Raw genomic sequence first — 13,453 nt, 5'->3', positions numbered from 1 at the left:
CCATCTCGCCTCGCGGTCCGCATCTCAGTCGCTTTCCCGTTTTTTTCTTGCCCCATTTCTACATGCCCAGCAACGCCCCTCCGATCGTCCTTACCTTCGGCCTGTCCGATCCCACCGGCGGCTCCGGCCTCCAAGCCGATCTGATGACCCTGGCGAGCATGGGCTGTCACGGCGTGTCCGTCCTGACCGGCTATACCGTGCGCGACTCGGCCGCCTGCGAAGAAGTGACCGGCCTCGACCCAGACGTCGTCGCCGCCCAGGCGCGCATGCTGCTCGAGGACATGCCGGTCGCCGCGTTCAAGATCGGCGCGGCGACGCGCGCGGAAGTCGTCAGCGCGATCGCGGAAGTGGTCGCCGACTACGACGGCGTCCCGCTCGTGCTCGCGCCGGACTTCACGCTCGACGACGAACACGTGCTCGCCGCGGACGATCTGCGCGAGTCGATCGCCGATCTGCTCGCGCCGCAGACGACGCTGCTGGTCGCCGATCACGCGACGCTGATCGCGCTCGCGCAGCCCGACGGCGACGCCGAGGCGCCGAATCTCGACGCGGCCGTGTCGCACCTGCTATCGCAGGGCTGCGAATACATCCTGTCGTCGGAGACGGGCTCGCACCGGCTCGTCAACACGCTGTATGGCGAGGAAGGCCAGCTGCGCGAGGACATGTGGGATCGTTCGCCGCATCGGCTGATGGGCATCACCGACACGCTCGGCGCGGCGATCGCCGCGCTGCTCGCCAATGGCCAGGAACCGCCCGAAGCGGTGCGCGAAGCGCAGGAATACCTGTACCAGTCGGTACGGGATGCATTCCGGCCCGGCATGGGCGCGTATCTGCCCGACCGGTTCTTCTGGGCGCGCAGCAACGAGGAAACCGACACGCCGCGCGCGACGAAGGTCGAGCCGGTGCCGAGGACGTCGCATCGGCATTGACGGACGCTTTCGCGGCAACCCGCTGCCGCGAAGATGCGAAGGCGCGAAGGCCTGACGCAAATAAAAAAAGACCCGCATCGCTGCGGGTCTTTTCTTTTGGCTGGAACGCGCATCGCTGCGCGTTCCGGACACCATCGACCGAAGTCGATTACATGTCCATGCCCATGCCGCCCATGCCGCCCGGCATGCCGCCCGGCATCGGAGCGTCTTCCTTCGGCAGTTCTGCGACAGCTGCGTCCGTCGTCAGCAGCAGGCCTGCAACCGAAGCTGCGTTCTGCAGTGCGGTGCGCGTGACCTTGGTCGGGTCGACGACGCCGGCTTCAACCATGTCGACGTACTCGCCCGTCGCTGCGTTGTAGCCGTAGTTGCCCTTGCCTGCAGCAACTGCCGCCACCACGACGCTCGCTTCTTCGCCACCGTTCGTGACGATCTGGCGCAGCGGCTCTTCCATTGCGCGCAGCACGATCTTGATGCCGGCGTTCTGGTCGGCGTTCGCGCCGGTCAGGCCTGCGATCGCGGTGCGAGCGCGGATCAGCGCAACGCCGCCGCCTGCCACGATGCCTTCTTCGACAGCTGCGCGCGTTGCGTGCAGTGCGTCTTCGACACGTGCCTTCTTTTCCTTCATTTCGACTTCGGTCGCAGCACCGACCTTGATCACTGCCACACCGCCGGCCAGCTTGGCCACGCGCTCTTGCAGCTTTTCACGGTCGTAGTCCGACGTCGCTTCTTCGATTTGCGTGCGAACTTGCTTCACGCGCGCTTCGATGCTTGCAGCTTCGCCTGCGCCGTCGATGATCGTCGTGTTTTCCTTGCCCACTTCGATGCGCTTCGCCTGGCCCAGTTCTGCCAGCGTTGCCTTCTCGAGCGTCAGGCCGGTTTCTTCCGCGATGACTTGACCGCCGGTCAGGATCGCGATGTCTTCCAGCATGGCCTTGCGGCGATCGCCGAAGCCCGGCGCCTTGACCGCAACGGTCTTCAGGATGCCGCGGATGTTGTTGACGACCAGCGTTGCGAGCGCTTCGCCTTCGACGTCTTCAGCGATGATCAGCAGCGGACGGCCAGCCTTCGCGACTTGCTCGAGCACCGGCAGCAGATCACGGATGTTCGACACCTTCTTGTCGTGCAGCAGCACGAACGGGTTGTCGAGGACGGCGACTTGCTTGTCCGGATTGTTGATGAAGTACGGCGACAGGTAGCCGCGGTCGAATTGCATGCCTTCGACGACGTCCAGCTCGTCGGCCAGCGACTTGCCGTCTTCGACGGTGATCACGCCTTCCTTGCCGACCTTGTCCATCGCTTCAGCGATGCGATCGCCGATCGACGAGTCGCTGTTTGCCGAGATCGAGCCGACCTGTGCGATTTCCTTGTTCGTCGTGCACGGCTTGCTGATCTTCTTCAGCTCTTCGACAGCCGCTGCGACTGCCTTGTCGATGCCGCGCTTCAGGTCCATCGGGTTCATGCCCGATGCGACGTACTTCATGCCTTCGCGAACGATCGATTGCGCGAGGACGGTTGCCGTCGTCGTGCCGTCGCCTGCGTTGTCGCTGGTCTTGGAAGCCACTTCCTTGACCATTTGCGCGCCCATGTTCTGGAGCTTGTCCTTCAGCTCGATTTCCTTCGCGACCGACACACCGTCCTTGGTGACCGTCGGGCCGCCGAAGCTGCGCTCGAGCACGACGTTGCGGCCCTTCGGACCCAGCGTGACCTTGACCGCGTTGGCCAGAATGTTCACGCCTTCGACCATCTTCGAACGGGCGGAATCGCCGAATACGACGTCTTTAGCTGCCATCTTCTAACTCCTTGAATTCTTGGGAATATGTACCGTCAGTGGACGCTTACTTAGCGTTGACCACGGCCATGATGTCTTCTTCGCGCATGACGAGCAGCTCCTGGCCGTCGACCTTGACGGTCTGGCCAGCGTACTTGCCGAACAGCACGCGGTCGCCGACCTTCACGTCGAGCGCGATCGGCGCGCCCTTGTCGTCGCGCTTGCCCGGGCCGATGGCCAGGACTTCACCTTGATCCGGCTTTTCGGCCGCTGCGTCGGGAATCACGATACCCGAGGCGGTCTTGGTTTCCTGATCCAGGCGCTTGACGATCACGCGATCGTGCAACGGACGAAGGTTCATATTCACTCCTCTCTTGAATGAGATTGAAGAACGCTTAGGGAATCTGCCCGGCTGGTCGCCCGGCAGAGAATTGTTAGCACTCTCGTGCAGCGAGTGCTAATTATATGGACGGGTTTTGACAAATTCAAGAAGGGGAGCAGGAGGATTTTTCAGCGGCACGAATGCGGTGGAATTGCGCTCGAAGAAGGCATCAAATCGTTTAAAAACAATGAGATAGGTGTCGATTCGCGGCATCGAAGCGCCGCTGCCCTACGGGATTTCCCGATCGTTGCCCCAATTTGACCCGTGGCCGGCAGCAAGTTCCGCGAACATCGCACGGCGCCGAAAAACCGGCCGGCACGCCTGGCGGCGACCGGGCGACCGGTGCGGCACCGTTACATATCCGGACAGCCGGCGACCGGCCGGAACGTCCGGCCGTCGGTCTCGACGGTGGTGCCGAGCAGCCGCGCGAGCCCGCGCGCGCCTTCGCGCATCACGACGTCGTGATTCCACGTGAACAGCGGACGCGCGACCGGCGCGAGCCAGTTCATCCAGGGTTCGCGCGTGCGGATGTGCCAGTCGTAGCGCACGACGGTGCGCGCGCCGTCGCCGCGGAACGACCAGCGGCCGTCGCCTTCGATCGCGCCGCTCGCGCGGCCTGCGAGCACGCGCGGCCGCTCGACGCGCAGCACGCGCATGTCGAAGGTCAGACGGTACGGCAACGCGCCCTTCCACGTATAGCGCTGCAGCGCGCCGACGCCGCGCGCGTCGCCCGGCTCGAGCTCGACGGTCCGCACCGCGCCCTTCCACCATTCGGGCCAGCGATCGACCTGGTAGATCGCGTCCCAGACGGCCGCGAGCGGCGCGTCCACGCGCCAGGTCGTCGAAAACCGGTATTCCGCCATGCAGCCTCCGGCACGAAGCGGAATCAGGGCGCGAAAAAGCGGGCGGGAAACGCGACGTCGATCTCGACGTCGTCGAGCGTCACCGTCTCGAGCGGCTCGCCGTCGCCGTCCGCGAAGCTGACGACCTTCAGCGGAAAACCGTCGTCGGCGTCGAGCCACAACCGGTAGCGATGCACGCCGTCCACCGCATGCGCGGGCGCGCCGGTCACCGTCACACGCAGCGCGGCCCGGCCGCCGATCGTTTCCTCGCCTTCGGTCACCGTCGCGCCGCCCTGCTGCAGCGCCTGCACGTTGCGCAGCAACTCGCCGACGTCCGACCGGTCGACCCGGTGGCCGCTGTGGTCGCGTACCAGCGGATTGGCCGGCGACAGCGTCAGCGCCGGCGGCACATGCTCGCCGAACGGACGCAGCCGGACCTTGCCGTCGCCCGGATCGTATGCGAGCACGGCGCCGTGATGCGGCGACACGAAGTCCATCCGGACGAAACCGGGTTTGAGGTACGCGTAATGGATTTCGGCATGCTCGCCGCTGCGCGCCGACGAGCGGATCGTCGCCCGATACGAGTGAACCTGCTCGAAATGGGCGTGCGCGACGGTTACGGGATCGGCTGTCATGCTTGCTCCTATCAGGCTCGCGGCCAGCAGCGCGGCGATCACGGCGCCGCCTCGACGACCAGCACGCCCGCCATGCCGCGCTCGCGATGGCTGCGCAGGAACAGCAGCCGGTGCGTGCAATAGTAGGCGAAGCGACCGGGCTGCGTCGGCGTGAAGCGCAGCGTGCGCGGCGTCGTGGCCAATTCGGTGTGCACCGCGATGCCGGCCTGCGGCGCGTCGATTTCGAAACTGTGCGGCACGACGCCCGGCTCGGCCGATACGGTCAGCTCGACCGGTACGTCGGCGCGCACGATCACCAGCGCCGGGCGGAAGAAGTAACTGCCGCCGACGATGGTCACGCGCTGCACGCCGTCCGCGTCGACCGGCACGCGCGTCGGCACCGTTGCATCAGCGAGAGCAAGCGCGGTGCCTGCCGCGAGCGCGCCAGCCGTCAACAGCTTCAGGATCTTCGGATTCATCGTCTGCTCCATGCCGCCGCACGGTGGGCGGTCATCCCTTCCACGCGTCGGTCGGGCCGCCGAGTGCGCCGCACGCATCGATCGCGAGCTCGCGCAGCCGGCGTTCGTCGCCATCGCCGGACAGCGCATAACCGATGCCGCGATCCGACCAGAAATACGTATGGCGACCTTGCGACGACAGCGCGCGCGGCGCGAGACGTCGCGCGTCGTACGCGGTCATGTAAAGCGTCACGCGTGCGCCGTCGGCACGCTGATACATCAGCTGCGCGGCCGGGCCGGCGTCGCCCGGCAGCAGCCGGCCGCCGAGCAGCGCATAGCCGTATTCGTCGAGCGCCGGCGCGCGCACCGGCCGCCCGAGCCGCGCGGACAGCCAGCCGGTCAGGCGCGCCGCAGCGCCGGCATCGTGCGCGCCGACTTCGACCGGATGGTCGCGGTCGAGCGCGTACACCGCGTATGCGGCGTCCGCGCGCGCGGCGAACGCGGGAGCTGCGCCGAACGCCGTCCAGCCGGCATGCAGCGCGACGCTGAGGAGCAGCCCGGCCGCAAGCCCGGCGAATGCGTACGCGGCCGCGTGCCGGCGCGACGCGCGACGCTGCACGAACAGCGCCGGCGCGGCGGGCGGCAGCGGAAACAGCGCGTGCAATGCGTCGCGCTGTGCGCCGTAATGCGCGAACCGGTCGGCCGACTGCGGATCGGACCGCAGCCGCTCGAGCACCTCGCGGCGCTCCGGCCCGGACAGCTCGCCGTCGAGCAATGCCGACAGCAGCTGGGCCGATGCGGTGTCGTCCGCATCGTGCGAAGGTGTACGCGGTTCGTCGTCCATCATGTCTTCCCGATCACCCGTAGTGCGGCCGTGCCGTGCGTCGGCGGCTCGCCGGACAGCAGCGCGCGCATCTGTTCGCGCGCCCGCGACAGCCGCGACATCACCGTCCCGACCGGCACGCCCAGCACCTGAGCGGCATCGCGGTAGCTCAGTTCCTCGAGCGCCACCAGCAGCAGCACCTCGCGTTGCTCCACCGGCAGCCGGTACAGCGCGCGCTGCACGTCGCGCAACACCAGCCCGCCGATCTCGCCGCCCGGCGCGGCCATCGTCTGCCAGGGCGCGGTCGCATCGTCCACCGCGATCTCGTGCCGCGCGCGCAACTGGTCGATGAAACGGTGCCGCAGCAACGTCAGCAGCCACGCGCGCAGATTCGCGGTGTCGCGCGGCGGCCGGTTCAGCGCGCGCTCGAGCGTGTCCTGCACGAGATCGTCGGCCCACGCGCGCTCGCCCGTCAGCGCGCGCGCATACCGCGTCAGATGCGGCAGCCATACCAGCAGATCCGATTCGTAGCTCATCCGGATGCCTCGCGCATCGCGCGTCGCGCGCCGTCAGGCCGTCGCTCGCTCAGGGACGCGCGACGTGCCACATGCCGCCGACCCCGTCGCCGCTCGCGTCGCCGGCCTTGCGGTCCATCTTCCAGCGATACAGCGGACGGCCGCGATATGCCCATTGCTTGCTGCCGTCGTCGCGCGCGACGAGGGTGAGCGGGCCTGCTGCGTGGTCGTAGCCGTCGGCGAGCGCGGGCGGCCAGTTCGCCACGCAGGCGCCCGTGCACGTGCTCTTGCCGGGCGCGTCGTGGTCGAACACGTACAGCGTCATCCGGTGTTCGTCGACCAGTTTTCCGTCGCCGACCTGCGGCGGCTCGGCGGCGGCCGGGCGTGCAACCGCGGCGGTCAGCGCGAGCGCAACCATCATCGTCTTCATTGCCGTTCTCCTTTGCGTGGCATCGCGGCACGGTGCCGCCCGACAGGACGTTCGGCATGGTGCCGATCATTATCCTGCCGTGCGTGTGCGCTGCGACTCGGTATGTAAACGAATGAGCGTGGGTGGTTATTCCGGGCGGCCGCTGCGCCGGGGCGGGCGCACGTCGGCTATTGGTGGGGTGGGGACGAGCGCGATGCAAAATAAAACGCGGCATGACGTTGAAGTCATGCCGCGTCGTGTGACGCATTGCGCGCGGCGAGCGATGCGCCGCCGCCGCGCGCTGTGCGGTGGTTACCTCGGCAAGGCGGCCGTTACTGCCTGGAGGAGCGTCGACACCGGCGCGAGCGGGTTGTTCGCCGAACCGTTGCCCGAGTGCGGCGTGACCGACAGGCCCGGCGTGGAGCCCAGCGCGGTGCCCACCGTCGTGCCGGCCGCGTTGACGACCGTCGCCGTCGCATTGCCCGTGGTCGACACCAGCGAGCCGACCGCGCCTGCCGTGCTGCCCCCCGCGCTGGCGCCCGAGCCGAGCAGGCTGCCGCCGGCCGCGGCGGCAGAACCGGCCGCACCGGTCAACGCACCCGCGGCCTGCCCGAGTGCCGCCGGGCCGTTCGCGAGCGCGCCCGTCACCGAGCCGAGTGCGCCGGTCAGCGCGCCGGCCGGGTTGTTGCCGCCGGTCAGACCGCCGACGAGGTTCGTGATCGGCGCGATCGGGTTGCTGCCGCCAACGCCGGACAACGAGCCGACGACCTGATTGACGACGCCCTGCACCGGCGCCAGCGGGCTCGTGCTGCCGAGGTTGCCGAGCGCGCCGGCCACCGAGTTCACCGCATTCGTCAGCGCTTCGGCCGGATTGCCGTTGCCGAGCGTGCCCGCCACCTGCGTGACGGCGCCCTGCACCGGCGCGAGCGGGTTCGAGGCGCCACCCAGGTTGCCCAGCGCACCCGTGATCGTGTTGACGCCGTTGCCCAGCGCGCCGGCCGGATTGCCGCTGCCGAGCGTGCCGGTGACCTGATCGATGACGTTCTGGACAGGGGCAAGGGGATTCGCGCCGCCGACGTTGCCGAGTGCGCCGGTCAATGCACTGGCCGGGTTACCGCCGCCAACGTTATCCAATGCACCGGTTACCGTGCCGAGCGCTCCGGTCAATGCACTGGCCGGGTTACCGCCGCCAGCGTTAGCCAACGCGCCGGTCACCGTGCCGAGTGCACCGGTCAACGCGCCGGCCGGGTTACCGCCGCCAGCGTTACCCAGCGCACCGGTCACCGTGCCAAGTGCTCCCGTCAACGCACCCGTCACTTGACCGACCGCGCCCTGCACCGCCGCCAACGGATTCGCGCCGCCCCCGACACTCCCCAACGCGCCCGTCACCTGATTCACCACGCCCTGCGCCGGCGCGAGCGGCGTCACCGTGCCGCCGCTGCCCCCCAGCGCGCCCGGCAACCCATTCACCACCCCCGACAACGCCTGCGCCGGATTGCCGAGCGACGTCTGAAGCGCGCCGGCCCCGCCCGTCGTCACGGTCACCGAGCCCAGCGGCGACGTGCCGGTCGCGGCCAGCCCGACCGACACGTTGTTCGTCGGCGGGTTCACGATCACTTGCGGGATCGGCAGCGCATCGAGCGCCGCCGCCATCGCCGAACCGGAAGTCAGCACCCCGAACACCGTCGCGACCGACAGCGCCACACCCGTCAAATTAATGTTTTGTCCCATCTTTATTTACCCCATCTCGGTTGGCACTACGTTGATAAAGCATGGGGACGGATCGCACGAAGCATGCCACCCTAATAAAATGGTCCGACTCGGCTATTTATTGCGACGCAATAACGGATTTATATGGATCTACAGGGAAAAGGACGGCGCATTTCCACCGACTCGTCAGACGAAAGAGCATCGTGGACTACGGATGTAACGTAACGTTTTCGAGGCCGCAGGTAACGTGTTCCGGTACATTCGCGCACATTGCAGCCATTCGTCGCCACGCCCTCGACGCCCGTATGGACCGCCCATCCCTTTTGCATTTCATTTCGATGAAATGCATTTAAAAATCGGCGGGATTTCTTATTTTCTTATCGGCGATTTCTTTCCGATCAATTACGCAGACCATTGCGATCGACATAGTTTTCGCCACTACGTATAGTCGAATGAAAAACTGTGAAAACCGCCCGCACAGCGGCCGTCACATCGTGCCCGGCCGCAGTCAACCGAAGCCCACAGGCCGATACGAATGCGGGTCGATATACGTCGGCGCGCCGGTCATCATCTCGGCGAGCCACCGGCCGCTCTCGCGCGAACAGCCGCGCGGATGAGCCGCCCGTCTGCGCAGGCTAGATACAATGGCGCAACCGCCGCGGCGCCGGTGCCAGCGCGCGCGAACGCGCCGCCCGCCCCCCGCTCACCCGAGATCGCGATCCCGATGCGCAAGAAGCCGTCCCCCGTCAAAGACCTGCTGCTCTCCCGTTACGCACCGATCGCCGACGGCATCGCGGCGCTGTTCTTCCCCTATGCTGAAGTCGTGATCCACGACCTGCACGACCAGACCGTCCTGTACCTGGCCAACAACCTGTCGAAGCGCGAGGTCGGCGACGATTCTGCGCTCGAAGAAATCGATCACTCGGCGCGCGAACGCGTGATCGGCCCGTACGAAAAGCTGAACTGGGACGGGCGGCGCATGCGTTGCGTGAGCAACGTGCTGTTCGACGACGAAGGCCGCCCGGCCGGGATGATGTGCATCAACTTCAACATCGCGGTGTTCGACGACGTGCGCGCGACGCTCGACGTGTTCATCAAGGGCGCGGGGATCGTCGCGCAACCGGACGAGCTGTTCCGCGACGACTGGCAGGAGCGCATCAACACGTTCCTGCACGGCTGGCTGCGCGAGCGGCAGGTCGGCCTGAACGGTCTCACGCGCGAGCACCGGCGCGAGCTGGTCGAAGCGCTGTACGCGGAAGGCGCGTTCCGCGGCAAGAGCGCGGCCAACTACGTCGCGAACGTGCTCGGGATGGGCCGCGCGACCGTCTACAAACACCTCAAGCATCTGAAGGAAACGCAAGGCGACGCGTAAGCGCGACTGCACCCCGCCGGCCCGCCGCGCGTGCGCCGGCGAGGCAAGCCGGCATGCACGATGCGTCTGCGAGCGCAGCCGCCCGACGAAACGCCGGCGCATCAAATGCTATAGTCGCAGTTACATTTTTTCCCGCCGAACAGCCGATGACGCCCCTGCCCGCCCCGCCTGCCCGCCCGATGCTCACCGTCGAGATCTGGTCCGACCTGATCTGCCCGTGGTGCTGGATCGGCAAGCGCCGCTTCGACGACGCGCTCGCCGCATTCCCGCATGCGCAGCACGTCGACGTCGTGCTGCGCGCGTTCCGGCTCATGCCGGGCCAGCCGGTCGAACCGGTCGAGGCGATGCTCGCGGGCAAATACCGGATGTCGGCGGCGCAGGTCGACCAGATGCTGCGCCAGGTGACCGACGCGGCCGCGAGCGTCGGGCTGCGCTACGACCTGCCCGGCACGCTCGTCGGCGACACGCTCGACGCACACCGCGTCGTGAAGCTCGGGCAGGCGACCGGTCATGCGCACGCGCTGACCGAGCGACTCTACCGCGCGTATTTCTGCGAGCACGGCGCGTTGTTCGACCACGCGGCGCTGACCGACTTCGCGGTCGAAGCGGGACTCGAACGCGCGGCCGTCGAAGCGACGCTGCGCAGCGATGCGTACCGCGACGAGGTCGAAGCCGACGTCGCGCGCGCCGCGCAGATCGGCGGACGCGGCGTGCCGCTGTTCGTGTTCGGCGGCCGTTACGCGGTGTCCGGCGCACAGCCGGTCGACGTGTTCGCGCAGGCGCTCGAGCGCGCGTGGCACGACGGCGCGAGCGTCGCATTCCACGACGACGCGGCCGCGTGCGGCCCCGACGGCTGCGAACTGCCGCCGCGCGCATGACGCACGGGCCGCGCGACTACGCGCCGCTCCTGCCACAAACCGACAGGAACACGGCGCGAACGGCGTCTACAATTCAGCCTTTCAAATAACTATCAGAGCGAGGCTGCAGACGATGACCCATGGAATCCACGGCCAGCAGCGCTGGTATGCGCTGATCGTCCTGTGCCTCGGCGTGCTGATGATCGTGCTCGACAGCACGATCGTGAACGTCGCGCTGCCGTCGATCGGCGCCGACCTCCATTTCACCGGGACGGCGCTCGTCTGGGTCGTCAACGCGTACCTCTTGACGTTCGGCGGCTTTCTGCTGCTCGGCGGCCGGCTCGGCGACCTGTACGGCCAGCGCCGCATGTTCCTCGCGGGCCTCGTGGTGTTCACGCTCGCGTCGCTCGCATGCGGCGTCGCGCCCTCGCAGACGCTGCTGATCGCCGCGCGCGCGGTGCAGGGCTTCGGCGGCGCGGTGGTGTCGGCCGTGTCGCTGTCGCTGATCATGAACCTGTTCACCGAGCCCGGCGAACGGGCGCGCGCGATGGGCGTCTACGGCTTCGTCTGCGCGGGCGGCGGCAGCCTCGGCGTGCTGCTCGGCGGGCTGCTGACCAGCACGCTGTCGTGGCACTGGATCTTCCTCGTCAACCTGCCGATCGGCATCGCCGTCTATGCGATGTGCGTCGCGCTGCTGCCGCGCGTGCGCGTGCCGGCCGACGCCGCGCGGCTCGACGTCGCGGGCGCGCTCACCGTGACGGCGTCGCTGATGCTGGCCGTCTACGGGATCGTCGGCGGCAACGAGGCCGGCTGGCTGTCGCCGCAGACCGTCGGGCTGATCGGCGCGGCGCTCGCGCTGCTCGCGGCGTTCATCGCGATCGAGGCGCGCGTCGCGCATCCGCTGATGCCGCTGACGCTGTTCGCCGCGCGCAACGTCGCGCTCGCCAACGTCATCGGCGTGCTGTGGGCGGCGGCGATGTTCGCCTGGTTCTTCCTGTCCGCGCTGTACATGCAGCGCGTGCTCGGCTACGGGCCGCTGCAGGTCGGCCTCGCGTTCCTGCCGGCCAATCTGATCATGGCCGCGTTCTCGCTCGGGCTGTCGGCGCGCATCGTGATGCGCTGCGGGATCCGCGGCCCGATCGCGGCCGGCCTGCTGATCGCCGCCTGCGGGCTGGCGCTGTTCTCGCGCGCGCCCGTGGACGGCGGCTTCGTGTGGCACGTGCTGCCCGGCATGACGCTGCTCGGCATCGGCGCGGGCGTCGCATTCAATCCGGTGCTGCTCGCCGCGATGAGCGACGTCGAGCCGGCCGATTCCGGGCTCGCATCGGGCATCGTCAACACCGCCTTCATGATGGGCGGCGCACTCGGCCTCGCGGTGCTCGCGAGCCTCGCCGCGGCCCGCACCGAGACGCTCGCGGCCGCACGAGCCGCACCGCTCGACGCGCTGAACGGCGGCTACCACGCCGCGTTCGCGGTCGGCGCGGCGTTCGCGGCCGCCGCCGGGCTGCTCGGCCTCGCGCTGCGCATTCGCCGGCAGGATGCTATGCCGGGCGTCGGTCCCGCGGTCCACTGACTGCCCTGAGGCGCGGCGGCCGGCCGCGCCGGCCTTCGTTGCGGCGCCGTGTTCCGCCACGGTCCCAAAGGCATGCGCATGCACCGCGGGGCCCCCGCAGCCGGGCCGCGGCGCCCCCGGCCACGAGATCCGTTCAAATGGCCGTTTCACGTTCCGACATCGGCCGCCCGGCCGACTTTGCGCATCGATTTTTAACGTAGCCGTACACCGGCTCGCCACATTTGCGACAATGGCGGACTTTGACCTGCGCGCCGCCGCCGAACGCCGCATAACCGCCTGCTTCCGATGTCGCTTCCCCATATCGATCCGCTGTACTCCCTGTCCGGCCTGTTCGTCGGCATCCTCGTCGGTCTGACGGGCGTCGGCGGCGGTTCGCTGATGACGCCGATCCTGGTGCTGCTGTTCGGCGTCCACCCCGCGACGGCGGTCGGCACCGACCTGCTGTACGCGGCCGCGACCAAGGCCACCGGCACGCTCGTGCACGGGCTGAAAGGATCGGTCGACTGGCGCATCACCGGCCGGCTCGCGGCCGGCAGCGTGCCGGCCGCCGCCGTCACGCTGTGGGTGCTCCACACGCACGGGATGAATTCGCCCAGCACCGCACGCACGATCCAGCTGGTGCTCGGCGTCGCGCTGCTGCTCACGTCGCTCGCGCTGATCTTCCGCCCGCAGCTCACCGCGCTCGCCGCGCGCAATCCGCTCGCGCCGAGCCCCGCGCGCACGCTGTGGTCGACCGTGCTGACCGGCGCCGTGCTCGGCGTGCTGGTGTCGATGACGTCGGTCGGCGCCGGCGCGATCGGCGTCACCGTGCTGCTGTTGCTGTATCCGGCGCTCGCGACCAGCCGCATCGTCGGCTCCGACATCGCGCACGCGGTGCCGCTCACGCTCGTCGCCGGCATGGGCCACTGGCTGCTCGGCTCGGTCGACTGGTCGATGCTGCTGTCGCTGCTGCTCGGCTCGCTGCCGGGCATCGTGATCGGCAGCCTGCTGTCGGCGCGCGCGCCCGAGCGGCTGCTGCGCAACCTGCTCGCCGCGACGCTGATCGCGGTCGGCGTGCGGCTCGTGCTCGCGTAAGCACGGCTGCGCGGTTCCCCGCCGCACCCGCCCGCGCGTCGCGCGCCGGCGATTCGTCCGAAAAAACAGCCCGACCGGCTCGCGCCGATCGGGCTGTCGTCCATCCGGAAGCGCACCGCGAGCCCGC

The 13,453-nt window shown here is 68.4% G+C and carries 14 protein-coding genes; 5 read left to right on the top strand and 9 right to left on the bottom strand.

Annotated features, from left to right (window positions below; translation table 11 throughout):
• Positions 1–62 precede the first annotated feature (62 nt).
• Positions 63–929, top strand: coding sequence for a hydroxymethylpyrimidine/phosphomethylpyrimidine kinase (locus EX20_RS20115; RefSeq protein ID WP_034194489.1), 867 nt, complete (start codon positions 63–65; stop codon positions 927–929).
• A 148-nt stretch (positions 930–1,077) separates the two neighbouring features.
• Here the strand turns inward: EX20_RS20115 and groL are convergent, their stop codons facing one another.
• From groL to EX20_RS20070, 9 genes are all read right to left on the bottom strand, one after another.
• Positions 1,078–2,718: a chaperonin GroEL gene (gene groL / locus EX20_RS20110; protein ID WP_011883504.1), complete on the bottom strand. Its 1,641-nt coding sequence runs from the start codon at positions 2,716–2,718 to the stop codon at positions 1,078–1,080.
• Positions 2,719–2,764: 46 nt separating this feature from the next.
• Positions 2,765–3,058: a co-chaperone GroES gene (gene groES, locus EX20_RS20105; RefSeq protein WP_004186661.1), complete on the bottom strand. Its 294-nt coding sequence runs from the start codon at positions 3,056–3,058 to the stop codon at positions 2,765–2,767.
• A 374-nt stretch (positions 3,059–3,432) separates the two neighbouring features.
• Complete coding sequence (locus tag EX20_RS20100; protein WP_011883502.1) at positions 3,433–3,942, bottom strand: SRPBCC family protein; 510 nt, start codon at positions 3,940–3,942, stop codon at positions 3,433–3,435.
• 23 nt (positions 3,943–3,965) lie between these two features.
• Positions 3,966–4,598, bottom strand: coding sequence for a sigma-E factor regulatory protein RseB domain-containing protein (locus EX20_RS20095; protein ID WP_014722546.1), 633 nt, complete (start codon positions 4,596–4,598; stop codon positions 3,966–3,968).
• Complete coding sequence (locus tag EX20_RS20090) at positions 4,595–5,014, bottom strand: cupredoxin domain-containing protein (RefSeq protein ID WP_034194513.1); 420 nt, start codon at positions 5,012–5,014, stop codon at positions 4,595–4,597. The genes EX20_RS20095 and EX20_RS20090 overlap by 4 nt, the downstream gene beginning before the upstream one ends.
• A 31-nt stretch (positions 5,015–5,045) precedes the next feature.
• Positions 5,046–5,837 (bottom strand): anti-sigma factor family protein, encoded by a 792-nt coding sequence (locus EX20_RS20085; RefSeq protein WP_034194488.1) that lies wholly within the window; start codon positions 5,835–5,837, stop codon positions 5,046–5,048.
• Positions 5,837–6,352 (bottom strand): sigma-70 family RNA polymerase sigma factor, encoded by a 516-nt coding sequence (locus tag EX20_RS20080; protein WP_011883494.1) that lies wholly within the window; start codon positions 6,350–6,352, stop codon positions 5,837–5,839. The genes EX20_RS20085 and EX20_RS20080 overlap by 1 nt, the downstream gene beginning before the upstream one ends.
• A gap of 49 nt (positions 6,353–6,401) precedes the next feature.
• Complete coding sequence (locus EX20_RS20075; protein WP_011883491.1) at positions 6,402–6,761, bottom strand: COG4315 family predicted lipoprotein; 360 nt, start codon at positions 6,759–6,761, stop codon at positions 6,402–6,404.
• 291 nt (positions 6,762–7,052) lie between these two features.
• Positions 7,053–8,471: a beta strand repeat-containing protein gene (locus EX20_RS20070; RefSeq protein ID WP_034194487.1), complete on the bottom strand. Its 1,419-nt coding sequence runs from the start codon at positions 8,469–8,471 to the stop codon at positions 7,053–7,055.
• A gap of 703 nt (positions 8,472–9,174) precedes the next feature.
• Between EX20_RS20070 and EX20_RS20065 the strand changes: the two genes are divergently transcribed.
• The 4 genes from EX20_RS20065 (at position 9,175) to EX20_RS20050 (ending at position 13,326) form a co-directional block, all read left to right on the top strand.
• The gene (locus EX20_RS20065; protein WP_034194486.1) at positions 9,175–9,822 is read left to right on the top strand and encodes a helix-turn-helix transcriptional regulator; all 648 of its coding nucleotides are present in this window, start codon (positions 9,175–9,177) and stop codon (positions 9,820–9,822) included.
• A 146-nt stretch (positions 9,823–9,968) separates the two neighbouring features.
• Positions 9,969–10,700 (top strand): DsbA family oxidoreductase, encoded by a 732-nt coding sequence (locus EX20_RS20060; RefSeq protein WP_034194485.1) that lies wholly within the window; start codon positions 9,969–9,971, stop codon positions 10,698–10,700.
• 112 nt (positions 10,701–10,812) lie between these two features.
• Positions 10,813–12,252 carry a DHA2 family efflux MFS transporter permease subunit gene (locus EX20_RS20055; protein WP_034194484.1) on the top strand — a complete coding sequence of 480 codons (1,440 nt, stop codon included), beginning with the start codon at positions 10,813–10,815 and terminating at the stop codon, positions 12,250–12,252.
• A 285-nt stretch (positions 12,253–12,537) separates the two neighbouring features.
• On the top strand, positions 12,538–13,326 hold the full coding sequence (locus EX20_RS20050) for a sulfite exporter TauE/SafE family protein (RefSeq protein WP_011883481.1): 789 nt from the start codon (positions 12,538–12,540) through the stop codon (positions 13,324–13,326).
• Positions 13,327–13,453 lie beyond the last annotated feature (127 nt).

Origin of the sequence: Burkholderia sp. WP42, assembly GCF_000745665.1 — a bacterium.
GTDB classification, from domain to species: domain Bacteria; phylum Pseudomonadota; class Gammaproteobacteria; order Burkholderiales; family Burkholderiaceae; genus Burkholderia; species Burkholderia vietnamiensis.
This window is presented reverse-complemented; position numbering and strand designations above follow the sequence as displayed.